Here is an 18,934-nt window from a genome sequence, read left to right on the forward strand (position 1 = left end):
TCCTCCCCCAAAATTGCTGCGGAGAAGAAAAGGTCTCGCTTATAGTCTGGTAACTACCATCAGCACCGGGGTCAAAGCCCGTCATGACGATGCAGATGCAGGAAAGCTACTCCCCTTTTATTCTATATTAAGCATATTCTGAAGTGCAGATAAAGTCAATCTTTATTTAAAAGGGAAGCAGGAATGAAAGGGGGGTTGAACGGCCCGGCATACTGTACTAAAAACCTTTTTGAAATCGAGTGACAGAGCCTATATACTATTAATACCGTACTTATTTCACGCAAAGATAAAGGAGAAAAGTATGCCGGAATCAAGAAAAAACCTACGCTACTATTTCGAAGATCAGCCACTCCACGGAACCTTCTTCATTTACCGGATGGACAATACTATCGTGAACAGCGCGGCAGGTGAAATGATCATCCATGACCTCTCCGGCGGGGGCATGCGTTTCTTTTCCCGTTTGAATCTGCCGGTCACAGAGCGGGTGCTTTTGACTTTTTCCTTTCGCTTGCTTCATAAAAACTTTATCCTTCACGGCTATATAAAACGAAAGGAAAAACAAAGCGGCGGCAGCATATACGGTGTCTTTTTCCCGGACGAAGTTAACGATCAAAAAAATGACCTGGTGCGCACGGTGCACCAATTAAACATCGAACGAAAAGAACGCCAGAGTTAAGACGGCACGGAGAATTTCTGTTTTTCCAACGCGTAGAGACAAGAGGAGGGGCTGTATGGATAACGATTTACTAAAAGAGCTGCTGCTGATTGCCCGTATTGCTGCTAAAGAACAGGGGACGATTACCCCGGATGATTCCAATGAAGAAGCGCATTTTGATTACTTGATCAAAGAAGCGATGCTCGAAGCAGAAAAAAAGATAGACGAAGAGGAAAAGGTCGAATATGTGGACCCGGTGGTGACGGAAAAGGGCAGCCGCTTTATTGATCTATAATTTCCCGCTGCCTCTTGGAAGCGGGAAATTATCTAAATGCCAATAATAATAAACAAGCCCTCCGGCTTAAGTGTCGGAGGGCTTGATGTATAGGTGAAGCCATTTGACCTGCGATTGATATAAACAGAAAAAGCACGTGCCTGGCACATGCTTCGTAAGATCAGTGGTTCGTATTAACGGTGTGGGGAAGGTAATCCAGAGGCTGCTCCTGTGGCTTAGCGAAATAATATCCCTGAAACAGCTCATAGCCCATTTCGACTAAGTAATCGGCATCTTCTTTATGTTCGACTCCTTCAGCAAGTGGCTGAGAGCCGGTGTGGGCAGCGACCTGCAGCAGCGAAGCCGCGACTTTTCGTTTTTCGGGGTCCCGGCTTACGCCGTCGGAATATTCTCTGGCCAGTTTAACAATATCCGGCTCAAGGTAAGATAGCTTTTTGAGGTCATTAGCCCCGGTGCCTACGTCGTCTAAAGCATATTTAAAACCATGATTCCGGTAATAATCGAGGATGCTTTTTAAATGATCAATATCCTGCACCTCATCGCTTTCCACAACTTCAAAAACTACGTTTCCCGGTGAGATGCCCATTTCATTTATCAGGGAAATAGTGGTCGATAAACAGTGCTCAGGCACATAAATAGCGGTCGGAATAAAATTGATAAAGATGAGCTTGTCTTTAATAACGGCTGCATTTCTGACAGAAGCCATCCGGCAGGCACGGTCAAGCGCAAACAGCCGGTGGCGGGCGCGCGCTGCCTCGAGCAAAAAGAATGGGGCAATCGTGCTTCCGTCGGATGCTTTTCCACGGGAGAGCATCTCGTGCCCGACAATAGTATAGCTTCCGTTATCTGGCCGAACGATAGGCTGGTAATGCGACTGTATCTGCTCCTGATCGATAATGTCATCGATCCATCCTGCTTCTTTGTAAGCGTGGAGGGAGCGAAGCGGCTGTCTGTTAGCTTCGTCTTCCAAAGGATTATTCTTTTTTGCCGGGAAAATAAAAATTTCTTCAGGATTATAGTGAACTTCCAGGTAGTCCAGCAAATCAAAAGCAATGGTTTTATCCATCCATACCATACGATTGTTTACTTCCTGCCACTGGTTTTCGCTGTATTCACTAAAATAAGGGGCGAGCAAGGCAGGAGACTGGTCGTTTTCAAAAATGAACGTATAGCCCTGGTGGCCGGGCATGCAAATGTCGCAACCGTTCTTCATAGATGACCTCCAAATGATGTCGTTTTAATAATAATATCGGCTGAAGAACTATGTATTCAAGTGTTTCAAGAGAAATTTTGGATAAAAAGTGATACCGGGCTACAAACAAAATCTATTTAAACATTGATGTTTAAATCTTACTGTGAAAGGTAACTAAAATAGAGTGATCGTTGGCAGAAACCTGAATCGTTACAGGTGAGATACGTTGGATCAGCCATTTAAATGTAAAAAATGGCTTCACCTTATATAAAGGAGGAAAAAATTTATGATTAATTTGAAGCAGGAAGGAAAACTTGGCTTTGGCACAGCGCCGCTTGGGAATATGTACCGTGATATTCCGGAAGAGGAAGCTTTAAAAACAATTGAAACAGCCTGGGAACACGGCATTCGTTACTTTGACACCGCGCCTTTTTACGGAGCAGGGCTGGCGGAGCTGCGCTTAGGTAAAGCGCTGGCCAGGCATAACCGCGATGATTTTGTATTAGGTACGAAAGTCGGCCGTTATATTTCCGAAGAAACAGAAGAAAAAGAAGGCCTGTTTGCCAATGGCCGCAACAATAAAGTGATTACCGATTATACCGCGGAAGGCACACGCCGGTCGATTGAGCAGAGCCTCGAGCGCCTTCAGATGGACCGGATTGATTTTGTGTATGTGCATGACATTTCTCCGGATTTTCAGGGAGACGAATGGCTCGCTAAATTTGAAGAGGCAAGAACAGGCGCATTCCGTGAACTGACCAAACTACGGGAAGAGGGCGTCATTCAATCCTGGGGAATTGGAGTAAACCGGACGGAGCCGATTGAGCTCGCTCTTGACCTTGAAGATTCCAATCCTGATATCAGCCTGCAGGCTACCCGTTATACGCTGCTTAACCACGAGCGTGCGCTTCAGCGCTTAATGCCGGGAGCCGAGGCACAGGACGTGAGCATTGTAGTCGGAGCGCCTTACGGATCAGGCGTACTCGCCGGTGGTTCCACGTACGAATACTCGGATATCCCGCCGGAAATTGCTTCCCGTGTCGAGCAGATGAAGTCCATTGCTGAACGCCACAATGTGAGCCTGATTGCAGCTTCCCTGCAGTTTTCAGCCGCTCATCCGGCAGTGGCAGCTGTTATACCAGGAGCAAGTCGTCCGCAGCGTATTCAGGACAACCTCGAAGCATTAAACGCCGATATTCCTGCAGCTTTCTGGCAGGAACTGCGTAAAGAGAAACTGGTTTCCCCTGAAGCGCCGCTTCCAATTAAAGAATAAATATGGTTAAAATTATAGCCGTCGTGCCTGTATTTAGGCGCGGCGGCTTTTTTTACAGAAAAAGTAAAAGTAGGCCGGAAAACTCCGGCCTACTGAACAATGAGGGTGGCGGTCATATCTGCATGCCCCTCACCGCAAGAAAAAGGCAGATACAGAAAATTTCATAGTAAAGTCTCCTCTCGATATTAAAATACGGTGTTTCATACGAAAAAAGCTTGCAAGGTGCCATGACAGCTGAGACGAAATATACGACTGACTTTTACAATTAGTGTAAAACATAAGGAGAATAAAAAAACAAAATTTGCCATAATAGACAAAGAAAATCATTTGGAAATGACGGAATATTTGTTATTCTTAAGGCAGAAGACTAGATTTAAAGACTTGATACCTTTATACTAGTTGTAGCTTCATGGATTTAATTGAGTGAATTATTAGGAGGAGTTACTTATGGCAAAAACAGTCTGGTCCGTGGACCCTGTACACAGTGAAATTGGATTTTCGGTAAAGCATATGATGATCTCAAAAGCGAAAGGCACGTTTGACAAATTTGACGCTACGTTAAAGGTGGACGTGGAAGACTTAACAGACGCAGAAATCGAAGTGGTGATTGATGTAGCGAGTATTAATACCAGCGACGAAAACCGTGATGGTCACTTACGGTCGGCAGACTTCTTTGATGCTGAAAACTATCCCAACATGACGTTTGTAGGCAAGGAGATTAAAAAAACGGGAGAAAGTGAATATGACGTGACCGGGGATCTTACGATTAAAGGCACAACCAAAGAAGTTACTGTTGATGTTACATTTGAAGGACAAAGCAAGGATCCGATGAGCGGAAACATAGTAGCCGGCTTCAGCGGCGAGACAACCATCAACCGGAAAGAATTCGGTTTAACATGGAACGCTACGCTTGAAACAGGCGGAGTACTTGTTGGCGAAGATGTGAAAATTAATATTGAGATGGAGCTGCATAAGCAGGACTAAAGCTTAAGCGAACAACCATTAGAAAAAAGCCTTTTAGAGCTCCGCGGGAGACATCTAAAAGGCTTTTCTACGTAGCCTCGGCGGGAAAATTTTAAAGGGAGGACTTACCCGTAGGCACCGGCAGCTAACAGCACGAGAGCAAAAAAGACCGCCAGTCCGACTGCAAGTCCAAAATACAACTTGATAAAACGCCACATAACTTTGATCGCTCCTTTAGAAGGAAAGGTGAATGTTACTGCAGTAAAAGGTTTTCATAAAAAACCACAGAGATAAAACAGAATGAAGACAGAAGGTATAAAAATAATAATACCAAAAAGAGCAGGTCCTGCCCAGAAAAAGCAGACCTACTCTTTTTAATCGAAAGCTGTATCAATTAAACGCTTCTATATTTAAGATGCTGAATTTACAATGGTATATAAAATTTCGTTCAACTTTTTTTACTTTGAAGAGGCTTGTTTAAATCATCAAGGTCCTTCACATCTTTATTGTTGCCTTCTCTTATTTCTTTCCGATACTTATCGAGACGCGCTTGTTTTTCATCCAGCTCGGCCAATACTTTTGGACAGTCTGTACTATTTTTCTTTTTCATTTCAAACCCCTCTTTCTAATAGTTATCATTAAATTCAGTATGTTGGATTTTTAAAGCTTTTACAATAGGTATATAGATGATAAATGGTTCACATGTTTAAAAATGGTAAATATGCAAGATAGTACATTTCATGAAAAGGGAAGGGATGGAGCCTGTTGAAAGCAGCTATTGGCACGAAAAAAGCAGCGCCCAAATTGTAAGGGCACTGCCTGCTTATTAATTGCTTTCTTTCATTTTATGATCATCATCAAGCACAGTCTCAGCAATGTTTACGGCATGATCACCGATCCGTTCGAGGTTGCTTAAGAAGTCTACAAATACAATGCCGGCGGAACCGGAGCACTGGCCTTCATTCAGGCGCAGAATGTGTTTTTTCCGAAGCTTCCGTTCCAGTCGGTCAATCTCTTCTTCCTGCTTCAGCACCTGAGTGGCAGTTTCGTGGTTATCCTGCTCGAGTGCTTCAATTGATTGAGAAAACGTGCTCATGGTTAATTCATACATCTGATTCAAATCCTTGTATGCTTCAGTGGACAGTGTCACCTTATTGGACACCTGGTAATCAACAAGCTCCATCAGGTTTTCTACATGGTCGCTCACACGTTCAATGTCTCTCGTGGTATCCATCAAAACCGAATGCTGGCGTGAGCTTTCGGATGAAAGAGACCTTGAAGAAATGCCGGTTAAATAATTGGTGATATTTTTATCCAGATTGTTGACGGCTTCTTCATATTTAACAATTTTTTCAGCACTTTTTTTATTTTTGGTTTCTAGATAGGATTCGCTTTGTTTCAATCCTTTTTCAGCATATTCCGCCATCCGGAGCGTCTCTAATTTAGCCTGATCCAGGGCGATGGATGGTGATTGCTGAATAAAGAGCGGATCAAGATGCTTTGTTGTGTAGTCGATTTCCTCTTCCCGGCTCGGAATCAGCTTGGTCACAATGTAGGCAAGAACCCCGACGAACGGCACCTGAATGAGCACATTGGTAACGTTGAAGATCCCGTGAGCAAAGGCAATAGTCATTGGTGGATTCAACTGCAGGGCGTCCTGCAGATAGCTGATGAATGCGGTGTATGGCACGAGCAGAATCAGCACGATCGCTGCTCCTAGTACGTTGAAGATCACGTGAACCATCGCGGCCCGTTTAGCTGCGACAGAAGCTCCAATGGCTGCAATGACGGCGGTGATGGTGGTGCCAATGTTATCGCCAAACAGGATCGGCAGGGCTGCTTCGAGGGGGATCGTCCCCTGGCTGAACAGTTCCTGGAGCAGGCCAATCGTGGCCGATGAGCTTTGCAGGCCAACGGTGAACAGTACGCCAACCAACACTCCGAGCAGCGGGTTTTCACTCATACTGATGGTTAAATCGTTAAAGGCAGGCAAATCTTCTAGAGGAGCCACGCCTTCTCCCATTAATGTCAGTCCATAAAACAGGGCTCCGAAACCGAAAAAAGTCTGGCCAATGTTGTTGGTTTTTTTATTTTTGAAGAAAAAGATCATTACTGTGCCGAGGAATAAAATCGGTAGAGCATAAGCCTCTAAATCGATTCCGATAATGAATGCCGTGACAGTCGTTCCAATATTGGCTCCCATAATGACACCGATCGCCTGCCGGAGAGTCATAAATCCTGCGCTGACCAGGCCGACGGTTAAAACAGTTGTACTGGAGCTGGACTGAATAAGAATTGTGACTAAGGTACCGGTAAGCACACCTAAAAACGGATTACTTGTAAACTTATCTAAAAGGTTGCGAAGACCGTCACCGGCAATCTTCTGAAGTCCGTCTCCCATGAATTTAATACCGAATAAAAAGATGCCCAAACCACCGAAAAACGTAAACAAAAGCGTTTGAATATCCAAAACAATAATTCCTCCCCTTGATGTCTATCTAAAACAAATTACTGCAATACCCTCTACAGTTTTAAAGCATGGGGACCCGTAATGTAAATAAAGGAATTATTAAGATTTTGTAAAGACAGGGGAAGAGACGGAAGCATAAAGGATAAAGGCAAAAAGGGGAGGAATATTCGCTTCTATTTATTAATAAAGCAGACTCCATTGTATCAGAGTCTGCTTTGTTCACGTTTATCTGCGAAAATACAATTATTGATAGGCCGAACGGTACGAAGAAGCACTGAGATCATAAACCTCCCAGGCAGTTTTTAACGATTGCACATCAGGGAGAAATCGAATAGCAACTCCTTTAACAGCAAATGGATGCAAAGTACGGAACAATACTTCGATATCTTCATGCACCGCCACACAAGGCTCGTCTGCAAACCACGATAAACTTGCAGGGGTTCCTACAATAATTTCCGTTCCCTGAATGGTGTAGCCGATAATCAGCGGGGTCATAGAATAATCCCTCCTTGGGGACCGCTAAACTATTTCGCAATTTGAAATGGGAGCTGTTACCACTGAGTAGTCTTTGGAATCCAACGGGACGTCTGACTATCTAAAACTTCTACATGGTTACCAAAAAACGAGGTTTTCTGATAAAGCTGCCAGTATTTCCGGAATAAATGCATCGTCCATTCTTCCAGGGAAAGCATCGTGCGGTCGTCTGGCGGTGAGGAAGTAATACAGTAGGTGCCATAAAAGAAGCGTTTAATTTTTGGATCTACATTAAGTGCAGGAGCATCAAGTGCAATATAGGCGGCACAGTTCAGTGTTTTTGGTAAAGGGTCGTCAGCAAATAAGGAATAATTCTGCCATTCGTGCGGGTGGTAATAGTACATATAAAAAGGAAGCAGCAGCGCCATCTCAAAATCCTCTGATGCCTGCTGGACAAATCCTTCCACGCTTGAAGGGCCGTTCTGGTCAAGATGCTCTATCATTTCTTCAAACACAGCATGTTTCATTTCATATTTCATAAATGCTGCTCCTTTCTCCGGGTCTGCAGCATTTCAATCATAAAAAAAGCTTTTAATTTAAATATAAACAACCAGGGTTGGATAGCGGTATGGTTGAAATGCACAACCCGCTTTATAACAAAAATTTTGAAAACTATAAAAATCTTTATTTATTAAATTGTTTTCCCGCTGAATGATATATTACTCATATCTAAGGTCTTAATTTTAACCATGTGAAAATTAGCATAATATATACATAATTTAGGAGGAACAGCAGCTTTGCATTTAAATGAAAATAATATGAAAAGTGTTGGGAGAGTATGCATTCAGTTTAAAAATAATCGAAATTGACCTTTTATATGTAAAAATTGTATAAGTTAATTTAAGTACAACAATATATACTGAGAAAATGAAAATTTTATGCATTGAATAATATGATTCAGCAGCACAAGTAAAAGTATACAAAAACTCAAAAGAATGAAGAAAAATATCTGAAGTAGTCATTATTATAAAAAGACAGTCAAGCAGAACAATTATCCTGACACCGGAAATAAAAATAAGGAAAACGACAGCGAAAAACGGAATGAGCCTGCAGGAACCAGTTCAATGACCCGTCTGTATACAATAAAAAGCAATGCCTTTCCTGTTATCGGATAGGCATTGCTGTTTTAGCACTATTTACTTTTGCGGCGCCCGGCTTTCTGTATTTCGGCTTTCGTTTGTTCGATCAGTTTATCACTCATATTAGCCATGGCCTGTGTGTGCGGGTTATAGCTGAAAAAGATAGCTGGAAGAGGGAAAGAGGATTCTTTTGTTTCAGCCCAGACCTCTTCAATTTCCTCCGGCAATTCATAAAATCCCACAGCCCAGACGTCAGGGAGCACATGATAATGGCTGTCCCGGAGGTTTACGCTTTGTCCCCCGCCGAACAGCTGCCTCCGGGTATAGTGCCGTTCCACTACCGTCCCGTCCTCCTGAAGCATCACTGCCCGGTATTTTGTTTCTTCCATAGTAGTCGACCTTCTTTCTGCACCATTAATTTATCGAATGAAATCTAAACCTCATGTTCCCGGTGAAAAGTAAAAATAAAAGTATTAACAACCGGACGAGCACTTTAATTTTGCAATAGATCTGTTTGAAAGAAAGACAAAGGCTTTATACACTTCCAAATCAAGCATTAGTATTTTTAGAGTGGCAGGGACAGGTACGAACATGGTCATCCACCATACCAATAGCCTGCATAAATGAATACACCGTTACCGGTCCGACAAATTTAAATTGCCGTTTTTTCAATTCCCTGCTTATTTGGGTAGACAGCTCTGTATAAGAGGGAACCTCTGCTTCTTCTTTCCACTCATGAATAATTGGGGTGAAATCAACATACCGCCAAAAGAAGGAAGACAGGCTGCCGTATTCGTCCTGGATAGTCAGGACTTTTACAGCGTTATTTCGCACAGAAGCTAATTTGGCAGGATGCTTGATCACTCCGTAATGATTCCGGATATACTCCAGGTCTTCGTCTGTCATGGAAGCGCACTTCTGAATATCAAATTGCTGAAAAGCCTCCTGGTAATGGTGCCGTTTAGCAAGCACCGTGTTCCAGGATAGTCCGGATTGAGCGCCTTCCAGCGTTAGAAGCTCAAATAAATAGCTGTCATCTGTATACGGACGTCCCCATTCATTATCATGATACTCCTGCATACGTTCATTTTTTCGTGACCACGAACATCTTTCCAAATGAAATTCCTCCTTTTGATCACATTACTGTTTGAAATAAATTAACTATATCATAAGGCAGCACGTGCTGAAGCATATGGCATTGCATGGTAAAAGAGTTACATTCAAAGACTGCAATCAACTTCAAACAAAAGCGAATTTCTTGTTACATTTTTGTAATGTAAGGGTTTTCAAAGTCTTTTTTATGCGCTAGGATGGGAAAAAGAATCGTTAGAGAAAAAACATAGCCAGTGGAATTAATCTTGAAAAATCGTAAGCAGCAGTACCGTCAAATAACCTGATAACAATGGAGGGGTGGCTCTTGCTGGAAAATAGAGAATATCAACAATCATTACATGAGGGGGTTAATCCAGCAATTGTAAGAGAGGTGGGATACGAAGAAGCAGTAATATACAGTGCGCTCGTAAACGAATTTAAAGAGCAAACGGCTTATTTTAGATTTTTAGAGGATGGATGGTTTCACTGCCAGGAGGCTGAACTTGCAGCGCAAACACAGATGTCAGAGCGTTATTTGCGTAAAAAAGTTAGAAAATTACAACGATTGGGGGTTATAGAGAAACGGAAGCTGTATGGCGAGAATCTTTATTACTATCGTATAGCTGTATAATAAAAAGAAGAAGTTTTTTTCTTGATTAAAGGTCCATTATGGGTGCTCCGCTTAAAACCGTGAAATAGATCTAATAAGCCCTTTGAGTTTTTTAAACTCGAGGGGCTGTTTTGTATGGTTGCATGATCATTATACAGATTATTTTACGGAATAGTTTGATTGAGTCTTTGGACCCAATTTTATAAACAAGCAAGTGATAATCATCATTAAAACCGTTTAATGACAGTGTGAGCAGGTGAGTAGTTATAAAGGACGTATTTCTCTTATTAAATACATATAAGTCATATATAGTTTGATTTACGCATCTGTGGGGGATATTGGGTGTAACGCTTTGCCTCCGCTTTTTTATTTAAGCACCGGGCAGACGGGAGGAGAGGAGGGAGAGATAGTGAATGGTTTTACTCGCTTCATAGGATTTTTATTCGCAGTGGCAACAATTGTTTTTTCTGCAGTAGCACTTCTGTACCTGTTCGATATCGGGACGAGCGCTTCGGTAATCGACGGTTGGATTAACAGCAGTGCCGGCTTTTGGATTATCATTGGTACAGCCATTTTCATCGGACTCATATCATTAGTAATGCTTGTAGCATCTTTAACGGGACCGTCGAGCTCGACTGATGGTCTGAAAATTGAAACAGCGGATGGAACAATCGATATTACAAAAGCATCTATTCGTTCTACTGTTTACCAGACCCTAAAAGAGTACACAGAGCTTCGGTCCCCGGAGGTGAATGTACAGATTCACCGGAAGGAAAATACTGTGACGATCCGTACGTCCTTCCATTTATTCCGGGAAACTGGAGCCCAGACGCTTACGAAAAACGTCCAGCAGCGTGTAAAAGAAAACGTTGAAGCGTGGCTCGAAGTCCCGGTCCGGGAAGTCCGGGTAACCGTACATGAACCGAAAGTCGATAAGAAAAAGGCCCGCGTAGTGTAAGGAGGGAGAACCATGAAGGAAGAAACGTGGCAGCGCCTGTACCTGTACAGGGGGCGAATAATCAGCCTGCTGTTTGCTATAGTTTTTAGCATTTTGTACCTGACCGTCGGTTTTGGACACGCCCTGGTGGTGCTTCTCTTCTTATTGATTGGGATCATGATCGGGAAAATTATCGATGGTGACCTGAGAGTCGACCAGCTGCTTACTTTTTTGTTCCAACGGGAAAGGTGAAAAATTTTTGGTTCATAAAATAAAACTATGTTAGAAGGAGGCTTTTCCAATGGAAAACCAACCACAGGCAAATACCCCCACCGAAAGAAAACAGGAAAGCAAATTAACATTTGAGGATCATGTAATAAAAAAGATTGCGGCTATTTCCGCTCAGGAAGTCGACGGTATTTTGGAAATGAGTGGCGGCTTTTTTGAAGAAATGTCCGACCGTATCGGCAGTAACGATAACATTACCAAAGGTGTGAATGCCGATGTCGGGGAAAAACAGGCAGCCATTGATATTTCCTGCATTGTAGAATACGGAAAAAGCATTCCCGGCATGTATGAGCAGCTGAAACAGGCGGTCAAACGGGCTATTTCTGAAATGACGGGGCTCGAAGTAACAGAGATTAATATGCATGTAGAGGACGTGCTGACAAAAGAAGAGTACAAACAAAAGAAAACGAGCCGCCGTGATCAGCAAAACGAACGGGTGGAATAACATCCGTCACCAATATTTCCAGAAGTTGAAAATCTTTTTTAATGATAGCTGTCTTATTCTCCTCGGGAGAAAGACAGCTTTTTTATTTAGCGGCGAGTATAAAAATATGGATGAAAGAAATTTTTGTACTTATTAGTTTGATTAAGGGGTATATAAGGTAAAGTAAGTCAAATATGAAGGAATTTATGAAAAATATCCGGAAACGGGCGGGAAATGAGGGATAACCGATGGCTGTAAGGGAATCAGCTTCCGATGAATACCAACAATCGGCAGTAGTCATCGTCGATAATGGAGGAGTGGAGGAAAGGGTAAATCTTCGCGTTTTGAGTAATAAAGCTATTAAAGCATTGGCAAAAGACAGCGGCTTAAAAGTTAAAACAACCAGAAAACAGGATATGATTGATGAAATTATAAATCAGGCAGCTGGGTCTAAGCTGACGGTTAAACATGAGGAAGCAGAAAATGCAGAAGGTGCGTCTGAGAGTCAAAAAAATGAAGAAAACTACGCTGGAGTTATTATTACGAATAAGGATGGAAATGAAGAAGAGGTTAACCTGCATTCGATGGATAAGCAGGCTGTTAAAAAACTGGCGGCAGACAGCGGCTTCCAAGTAACGAAAGAAGACAAAGACAGTATGATTCAGGAAATTATGAAGCAGGTCAATGAAGCGTATGAGGGGAGAAAAGAAACGCCTGATGAGAGTAGTAACGAAGACCTTTCTGAAAAAGAAGAAAATAAGAACAGCGCAGACAAATCAGGTGCTGCAAATTCTTCTTTCCTATCGAAAGCTGCACATAAAAGCCTCGTCCGCAATATTTCACGTACCCTGGCTGCAGAACGGAAGGATGACATGTATAAAGACCTCAAAGAAGAGCTCAAGCAGCAGATGAAAAACGCATTTATGGATAATTCGTGGAACGATTTAATGAAAGAAGTTAAATCAGAAGCCGCGAAAAACAGCAGAAATGGAAAGAAAGCCTCGTCTATCAAGGCCCGTACCGACGGATAGAGGGTCGGTAGGGTCATTCAGGTTCGAGCATTAAAGAAAGGGGAAAACATAATGACTGATAAAAAAGATAAAGTTACCTACGGGCTGATGGCAGCCGGAAGTTTGATCGGAGGAGCTGTTCCGATGGTTACAAAGGGAATAAAAAAGAAAGGCGGCGGGGAGGAAGCTTCTGAAGATTCGAAGGAAGAAACCAATACTTCGGAGGAAGAAAATGAAAGCGGGGGAACAGCTTCCTTCTTGAAGAAGCCTCTAAAAAAAGCTGGGGAAGCCAAAGACAACGTAAAGCAGACCGCAGAAAAATCGAAAGCGAAAATTCCCGGCATGTCGGGATCATCTTCAGAGAATAAAAATGAAGAACAGACGCCTAAAAAAGCAAGAATGGTTTCCAAAAATGAAGGCAGGCCACAATTAAAAAATGCTGGGAGTGTGCCGGACTCTGCTTCCAAAGGAAAACCGGCTCCTTCTAAAAAGAAAAAATCCAAACAGAATGGCCCACGGCTCACCGAAGTAATGGATAGCGTCAATGCATTTTTCGAAAACTATGTAGCTGAACCGAAGCGTATTACTTCTACAGAAGAAAAAGACGGCGTATGGCACGTGAAAATTGATGTGCTGAACAACGATGGCAGAAAAACGAAAGTAGAAACGTATGAAGCCACCGTAGATGAAGATCTGGAGGTTACTTCATACAAGCAGGTGAAATAAATTTTACTATTAAGCTTGACCCCATGCAGACTTCTCAAAAAGAAGTGCTGCATGGGTTTTTTAGTTGTTGGTATGCCCTAAAAAAGCTTAAAAACTAATAGATTTACCACATACAAGCAAAATTCAAAAGTATTTTCTTTCTTTATTTCTAATAATGTTACGCAAAAACGGACTTATTGTAATATTAGTGTAATATTTTAAAGGTGTTCTCTTTAGTAATGAGTAAAAATACGGAAGTTTTTCGTGGAATATATGCAGGAAGCCCCGTCAATTTTACATATTATGAAAAACTATTAAGGTTAGATTACAACTAAATTAATGTTATTGCCATTTGTGCTTTTTCAAGGCATAATCGGTAGCGTTGTGTTTGAGAGAAAGCACAAAAAACAGCAAGCAGTAAAACAACATGATAATCAATGCAGTGACGACGTAAAGGCAAGTAAACATATAGGCAAACTTTTCAATGGATTTCGTCATTAGGGCGAATAAACAATTTAATTATATTTATGGGGGACGATTCACATGATGAAAAAAACACTATTTGGAACAGCAATTACAGCAGGCGTAGTATTCGGAGCACCACAGGCAGCGGACGCATCCATCAGCGACCACGGGCAGTTGGACAGAGGAGACGTTAACTCTTCCGTTGCAGAACTTCAGGATAAATTAAAAGAAGAAGGCTACTTTAGTGGAAACACCGGTTCCACATTCGGACCGGAAACAGAAAGCGCAGTTAAAGACTTTCAGGCAGACAACGGTATTTCTTCTTCTGCCGGCAGCTACTTCGGCGTAGCCGGTCCAGAAACCCAGGGAGCTCTTGGCGGCTCTTCTGATTCCTCCAGTGAATCCAGCGAAGAAGTAGCTGGCGAGTCCACTTCCGAGTCTTCTGAGAGCACTAGCGGCGGCGAAACCATGAACATGGAAGCTACGGCATATACGGCTGAATGTGCAGGCTGCAGCGGCATCACGGCCACAGGCAAAAACCTGAACAACGACCGTGACGCGAACGTTATCGCTGTTGATCCGGATGTTATCCCACTCGGCTCCACTGTAGAAGTGGAAGGCATGGGCACGTATAAAGCAGAAGACACTGGCGGCGCTATTAATGGCAACCGCATCGATGTCCACGTTCCATCCAACTCCGAAGCACTTTCCTTCGGTCGTCAGGACCTCGAAGTAACAGTAGTCGACTAATCATTATCATAAGCAGACCGAAACCGGAGGAAATTCTCCGGTTTCGGTTTTTTTAGGTCGAAAAAGGCTGTACCGGGTCTTGAATTATATTAATTGTTTTTCTAGGTTCATAAACGGTTATTATAGTAATAATGATTTTAATCTTCGTCTAATAATGATACTCTGTATTTGGTGTAAAATTATTGGAAAAGATGCCTCCCTGACGTGAACTAAATATGGCCGGAAGATTTCCGCCAAAAGGAGACGTCTTTTTCTATTATGTAGGGAGTAGTAAAGAAATGAATAAACAACAGGGTGAAAAAGACATCATTTTAATCGGGGCCGGCATTATGAGTGCAACATTAGGGGCATTGCTGAAAGAGCTGTCCCCGGACTGGAATATCAAAGTGTTTGAAAAGCTGGAAAAGCCGGGGGAAGAAAGCTCGAATGAATGGAACAATGCAGGAACCGGGCATGCGGCTCTATGTGAATTAAATTATACAAACGAACAGCCGGACGGCTCCGTTGATATCAGTAAGGCCATCAGCATCAATGAAAAATTTCAGGTATCCAAACAGTTTTGGTCCTATCTGGTCAAAAGCGACTTGATCCAAAACCCACGTGGCTTTATTATGCCTCTGCCGCATATCAGCTATGTGCGCGGTGACCATAACGTCTCATTTTTAAGGACCCGTTACGAAAAAATGTCTGCACATCCGTTATTTTCAGGAATGGAATTTTCTGAGGATCCTGAAGTGCTTGAAAAGTGGATGCCGTTAATGATGAAGGACCGTCAGATTGAAGAACCGATAGCAGCTTCTAAAATTGAAGACGGCACCGATGTGAATTTTGGTTCGTTGACGAATCAGTTGTTTAATCACCTCGAAAAAAATAACGTAGAAATGAAATATAACCATGACGTGGATGATATTACGCGTAACGAAGACGGCACCTGGGAAGTGAAGGTGCGCAATCATCAAAAAGAAACGCTTGAACTGCACGAGGCGGATTTTGTGTTTATTGGCGGAGGAGGCGGAAGCCTGCATCTGCTGCAAAAATCCGGTATTCCAGAAGGAAAGGGCATCGGTGGTTTTCCAGTAAGCGGCCAGTTTATGGTCTGTCAAAATCCGGATGTCGTAAATGGGCATTTCGGCAAAGTGTACGGCAAAGCGCCCGTCGGAGCACCTCCAATGTCTGTTCCTCATCTGGACACAAGGTATATTAATAACCAGGAGACACTTTTGTTCGGCCCGTTTGCCGGCTTCTCTCCAAAGTTTTTGAAAACTGGTTCCCTAATGGATTTATTGAAATCCGTAAAGCCGGATAACTTGATTACGATGGTGGCAGCGGGAGCTAAAAACATGCCATTAACGAAATACCTGATCACTCAGGTAATGCAGTCAAAAGAGCAGCGCATGGAAGAACTCCGTGAGTTTGTCCCAAGCGCGAAAATAGAGGACTGGGAGCTGCTCGTAGCCGGCCAGCGGGTTCAGGTTATTAAAGATACTGAAGAAGGTAAAGGCACCCTGCAGTTCGGTACAGAAGTGATCAGCGCGGAGGACGGCTCTATAGCTGCGCTTCTCGGAGCATCGCCAGGTGCATCTACTGCAGTTTCTGTGATGCTCGAAATTATGGAGAAATGCTTCCCAGAGCATCTTGAAGCATGGAAGCCGAAAATAAAAGAAATGATCCCTTCATACGGTGTTAACCTGTCAGAACATCCAGAGATGATTGATGAAATCCATAAGTCTACCGAGCAGGTGCTTGGATTGAAAAATCAAAAACAGCCGCAAATGACGTAAATATGATTTTAATTATTTTAAAGCCTCTTTTCAGTGTAAACAGCTGAAAAGAGGCTTTTTTAAGGTGAGCTGAAAATAATCAGTGATACGTAAAATATTATCATGTATTTAGAAAAAGTAATCCTGGTAATAGTAGATCGTTATTATTAAAGCACAAATGGTATACATAAGCGCTGCGAAGAATGGCATCGAGGACCGGAGCCCACTGCGTGCTTCTGTTTCCATTCTAATACCTGTTTTACCTGAGTCTGCATACGAACGACATCAGAGGAAAAGCCGCCGGAGGACGTGAGTCAGCCAATCAAAATCACTGCTCCCAGTCCGGTTAGAAACGAATATTCAATGAAAGTCGCAGAAAGGAGAAAGGTGGCGAGCCAGTTAAAGGCAATAATACCGATTAGCGTTATCAAACCGGATAATGATTTCTTCATAGCAGGCTCTCTTCAGTATTTATGTGAAGTATCATTGTTTCTAAATGGACCAAGTATGCCACCATGTTATACAAAGTGGTTGATTATGTAAATATTATCGGAATATTTTTAGGTATTTAAGCACCGTAAAAAAGTAGCTGAAAATAGGAAATTATATACCGGATTTTTAAACGCTGGTTTGGTAAGATTCTTTATGGCAAAACAAAAAGAGATGATCATAAAGGATGGAGAGAGGAAAGGATGAATAAATCAACAGCATTTTTACTGATAATATCTATTATCGCGATTTCTTTTGCGGCGATATTTGTAAAATGGTCTGAAGCGCCGGCCACCATTCTCAGCATGTACCGCATGTATATTGCCAGTTTGTTTTTACTTCCGTTTGTTTGGTTAAACAGGCATGATTTTAAAAATATCAAAAAACAGGAATGGGTCCTGTTCGTCTTTTCAGGGGTTTTCCTAGGCATGCATTTTGCGCTCTGGTTTGGTTCATTAAAGCTGACAACCGTGGCAAGCTCCACCATTATTTTGGCGCTGCAGCCGGTAGTGGCTCTGGCGGGCGGCTTTTTGATTTATAAAGAACGAGTCAGCATACCGCAGCTGATTACGATCAGCCTGTCGATTTTCGGGGTAGTGGTTATTGGTTTGGGAGACCTCGGACGCAGCAGCAGTTCTGCCTTGCTCGGCAACCTGCTTTCCTTTTTGAGTGTGATAGCGGTGGTCATCTATTTATTAATTGGCCAGCGTGTAGTGAAGCGGGTATCGCACTGGCTGTACAGCTTTATTGTGTTTGTGGTGGCGGGGATATCGCTGCATGTTTTTAATGCAGTATCCGGTATTGCAGTAACGGGGTACGGAGCTGAAGAGTGGCGGATATTTATGCTGCTTGCAATTCTTCCAACGATTGCCCACGTCATTTATAATCATTTGCTGAACTTTATTAATACCTCCACCATTTCGATGACGATTTTGGGAGAACCAGTTGGGGCCACCATTCTGGCATTTTTTATTTTAGGAGAAGAAGTTGTCGCCTTGCAGATTATTGGCGGGGTTATCGTGCTGCTCGGGGTTGGGTTGTTTTTAATTCAGCAGCAAAAGGCATATCAGCTGTAGAAATGATGATTATCATTAAAAAGCCGGACAATATTAAAAAGCAGTGCCGGTTTATTTAATCAGCTTTTTTGCTGTGAAAACCCGCACATTTATCAATAAATTTTAGGAGCAGCAGCCGGGTTCTTTGACCGCAGTCTCAACGTCTGCTTTAGTATAGAAGAATTCCCATTCGTTACCATCCGGGTCTGTAACCCAGAACTTATCCTGAAGAGCATAGCAGCACGTTGTATCCGTTTCCTCGCGAGTGAAAAATCCTTCCTTCTGGACACGCTGTTTATGATAGACGAGAGTGTCAGCATCGGGGAGCTGCAGGCCAAAATGCTCCACCTGGTTCCCTTTCACATCGGGATGAACGTTTAGTGTGAAATTTACTGGAATACCGGCTGGAAGAAATTTGGCGTAATCTTCCTTGTATTTGACCGGGGGCTCGTTAAACAACTTGGTATAAAAAGCTACGGCTTCGGAAAGGCTGCTGGTGTTTAATCCGATATGAATTTTCATGATTCAACCTCCTTGATTTCAAATAGATTTTTTATTTTCCGCGAAAGAGGCAGCACAATTCCTCGGACAACAGATGGTTTAGTGCCTGGTCGTTCAGCATATAGTAATTCCAGGTACCGTGTTTTTCGCGATCGATGAGTGAAGCATCGAGCAAAATTTTTAAATGATACGAAAGCTTGGACTGAGTTAGGTTCATGCGTTCAGTTAAATCACAGACGCACACGCTGCCTGCCTCTGTAATATGATGCAAGATTTCCAGTCGCTGATAGTCGGCCAGGGCTTTGAATTTTTGTTCATAGACAGTGAATGGAGAAGCTGCAGCAAATTCAGAAGATGGAGAGTTCATTAAAAAGCCTCCTTTTTATA

At 42.7% G+C, this 18,934-nt stretch carries 23 protein-coding genes; 13 read left to right on the top strand and 10 right to left on the bottom strand.

Features of this window, described 5'->3' with window-relative positions; genetic code table 11:
• The first annotated feature begins 301 nt into the window (after positions 1 to 301).
• Both Q9M42_RS07420 and Q9M42_RS07425 read left to right on the top strand, forming a co-directional pair.
• A complete protein-coding gene (locus Q9M42_RS07420) occupies positions 302 to 676 on the top strand; it encodes a PilZ domain-containing protein (protein ID WP_322525849.1) in 375 nt (124 codons plus the stop codon).
• A gap of 55 nt (positions 677 to 731) precedes the next feature.
• On the top strand, positions 732 to 950 hold the full coding sequence (locus Q9M42_RS07425) for a hypothetical protein (protein WP_322525850.1): 219 nt from the start codon (positions 732 to 734) through the stop codon (positions 948 to 950).
• Positions 951 to 1,110: 160 nt separating this feature from the next.
• Here the strand turns inward: Q9M42_RS07425 and Q9M42_RS07430 are convergent, their stop codons facing one another.
• Positions 1,111 to 2,163, bottom strand: a complete 1,053-nt coding sequence (locus tag Q9M42_RS07430) for an EAL domain-containing protein (RefSeq protein WP_322525851.1) — start codon at positions 2,161 to 2,163, stop codon at positions 1,111 to 1,113.
• Positions 2,164 to 2,428: 265 nt separating this feature from the next.
• On the opposite strand from Q9M42_RS07430, the gene Q9M42_RS07435 reads away from it, so the two are divergent.
• Both Q9M42_RS07435 and Q9M42_RS07440 read left to right on the top strand, forming a co-directional pair.
• Positions 2,429 to 3,415 (top strand): aldo/keto reductase, encoded by a 987-nt coding sequence (locus Q9M42_RS07435; protein WP_322525852.1) that lies wholly within the window; start codon positions 2,429 to 2,431, stop codon positions 3,413 to 3,415.
• A 447-nt stretch (positions 3,416 to 3,862) separates the two neighbouring features.
• The gene (locus tag Q9M42_RS07440; RefSeq protein WP_322525853.1) at positions 3,863 to 4,399 is read left to right on the top strand and encodes a YceI family protein; all 537 of its coding nucleotides are present in this window, start codon (positions 3,863 to 3,865) and stop codon (positions 4,397 to 4,399) included.
• Positions 4,400 to 4,826: 427 nt separating this feature from the next.
• Here Q9M42_RS07440 and Q9M42_RS07445 read toward each other — a convergent pair whose 3' ends face one another.
• The 6 genes from Q9M42_RS07445 to Q9M42_RS07470 form a co-directional block, all read right to left on the bottom strand.
• Positions 4,827 to 4,988, bottom strand: coding sequence for a hypothetical protein (locus Q9M42_RS07445; RefSeq protein WP_322525854.1), 162 nt, complete (start codon positions 4,986 to 4,988; stop codon positions 4,827 to 4,829).
• Between the two features lie 216 nt (positions 4,989 to 5,204).
• Complete coding sequence (locus tag Q9M42_RS07450; RefSeq protein WP_322525855.1) at positions 5,205 to 6,848, bottom strand: Na/Pi cotransporter family protein; 1,644 nt, start codon at positions 6,846 to 6,848, stop codon at positions 5,205 to 5,207.
• Between the two features lie 243 nt (positions 6,849 to 7,091).
• Complete coding sequence (locus Q9M42_RS07455; RefSeq protein ID WP_322525856.1) at positions 7,092 to 7,343, bottom strand: hypothetical protein; 252 nt, start codon at positions 7,341 to 7,343, stop codon at positions 7,092 to 7,094.
• Between the two features lie 56 nt (positions 7,344 to 7,399).
• Positions 7,400 to 7,861: a hypothetical protein gene (locus Q9M42_RS07460; protein WP_322525857.1), complete on the bottom strand. Its 462-nt coding sequence runs from the start codon at positions 7,859 to 7,861 to the stop codon at positions 7,400 to 7,402.
• Positions 7,862 to 8,514: 653 nt separating this feature from the next.
• On the bottom strand, positions 8,515 to 8,850 hold the full coding sequence (locus tag Q9M42_RS07465; RefSeq protein ID WP_322525858.1) for a hypothetical protein: 336 nt from the start codon (positions 8,848 to 8,850) through the stop codon (positions 8,515 to 8,517).
• A gap of 160 nt (positions 8,851 to 9,010) precedes the next feature.
• Positions 9,011 to 9,577: a DNA-3-methyladenine glycosylase I gene (locus Q9M42_RS07470; protein ID WP_322525859.1), complete on the bottom strand. Its 567-nt coding sequence runs from the start codon at positions 9,575 to 9,577 to the stop codon at positions 9,011 to 9,013.
• A gap of 301 nt (positions 9,578 to 9,878) precedes the next feature.
• Between Q9M42_RS07470 and Q9M42_RS07475 the strand changes: the two genes are divergently transcribed.
• The 8 genes from Q9M42_RS07475 (at position 9,879) to Q9M42_RS07510 (ending at position 16,523) form a co-directional block, all read left to right on the top strand.
• Positions 9,879 to 10,184 carry a hypothetical protein gene (locus Q9M42_RS07475; RefSeq protein ID WP_322525860.1) on the top strand — a complete coding sequence of 102 codons (306 nt, stop codon included), beginning with the start codon at positions 9,879 to 9,881 and terminating at the stop codon, positions 10,182 to 10,184.
• Positions 10,185 to 10,572: 388 nt separating this feature from the next.
• Positions 10,573 to 11,121, top strand: a complete 549-nt coding sequence (gene amaP / locus Q9M42_RS07480) for an alkaline shock response membrane anchor protein AmaP (protein WP_322525861.1) — start codon at positions 10,573 to 10,575, stop codon at positions 11,119 to 11,121.
• A 12-nt stretch (positions 11,122 to 11,133) separates the two neighbouring features.
• Positions 11,134 to 11,352, top strand: coding sequence for a DUF2273 domain-containing protein (locus Q9M42_RS07485; protein WP_322525862.1), 219 nt, complete (start codon positions 11,134 to 11,136; stop codon positions 11,350 to 11,352).
• 49 nt (positions 11,353 to 11,401) lie between these two features.
• On the top strand, positions 11,402 to 11,833 hold the full coding sequence (locus Q9M42_RS07490) for an Asp23/Gls24 family envelope stress response protein (RefSeq protein WP_322525863.1): 432 nt from the start codon (positions 11,402 to 11,404) through the stop codon (positions 11,831 to 11,833).
• A gap of 227 nt (positions 11,834 to 12,060) precedes the next feature.
• Positions 12,061 to 12,843, top strand: coding sequence for a hypothetical protein (locus tag Q9M42_RS07495; RefSeq protein WP_322525864.1), 783 nt, complete (start codon positions 12,061 to 12,063; stop codon positions 12,841 to 12,843).
• Positions 12,844 to 12,894: 51 nt separating this feature from the next.
• Positions 12,895 to 13,548 (top strand): hypothetical protein, encoded by a 654-nt coding sequence (locus Q9M42_RS07500; protein WP_322525865.1) that lies wholly within the window; start codon positions 12,895 to 12,897, stop codon positions 13,546 to 13,548.
• A gap of 522 nt (positions 13,549 to 14,070) precedes the next feature.
• Positions 14,071 to 14,742 (top strand): 3D domain-containing protein, encoded by a 672-nt coding sequence (locus Q9M42_RS07505; RefSeq protein ID WP_322525866.1) that lies wholly within the window; start codon positions 14,071 to 14,073, stop codon positions 14,740 to 14,742.
• 215 nt (positions 14,743 to 14,957) lie between these two features.
• Positions 14,958 to 16,523: a malate:quinone oxidoreductase gene (locus Q9M42_RS07510; RefSeq protein ID WP_322525867.1), complete on the top strand. Its 1,566-nt coding sequence runs from the start codon at positions 14,958 to 14,960 to the stop codon at positions 16,521 to 16,523.
• A gap of 293 nt (positions 16,524 to 16,816) precedes the next feature.
• Here the strand turns inward: Q9M42_RS07510 and Q9M42_RS07515 are convergent, their stop codons facing one another.
• Positions 16,817 to 16,954, bottom strand: a complete 138-nt coding sequence (locus Q9M42_RS07515) for a hypothetical protein (RefSeq protein WP_322525868.1) — start codon at positions 16,952 to 16,954, stop codon at positions 16,817 to 16,819.
• Between the two features lie 240 nt (positions 16,955 to 17,194).
• Here Q9M42_RS07515 and Q9M42_RS07520 point away from each other — a divergent pair, with 240 nt between their 5' ends.
• On the top strand, positions 17,195 to 18,067 hold the full coding sequence (locus tag Q9M42_RS07520; protein WP_322525869.1) for a DMT family transporter: 873 nt from the start codon (positions 17,195 to 17,197) through the stop codon (positions 18,065 to 18,067).
• Between the two features lie 102 nt (positions 18,068 to 18,169).
• Here Q9M42_RS07520 and Q9M42_RS07525 read toward each other — a convergent pair whose 3' ends face one another.
• Entirely contained in the window at positions 18,170 to 18,571 is a 402-nt protein-coding gene (locus Q9M42_RS07525; RefSeq protein ID WP_322525946.1) for an ArsI/CadI family heavy metal resistance metalloenzyme, read from the bottom strand.
• A 28-nt stretch (positions 18,572 to 18,599) separates the two neighbouring features.
• The gene (locus Q9M42_RS07530; RefSeq protein ID WP_322525870.1) at positions 18,600 to 18,914 is read right to left on the bottom strand and encodes an ArsR/SmtB family transcription factor; all 315 of its coding nucleotides are present in this window, start codon (positions 18,912 to 18,914) and stop codon (positions 18,600 to 18,602) included.
• Positions 18,915 to 18,934: the final 20 nt, after the last annotated feature.

Origin of the sequence: Marinococcus luteus, from assembly GCF_034497705.1 — a bacterium.
Classification (GTDB): domain Bacteria; phylum Bacillota; class Bacilli; order Bacillales; family Marinococcaceae; genus Marinococcus; species Marinococcus luteus_A.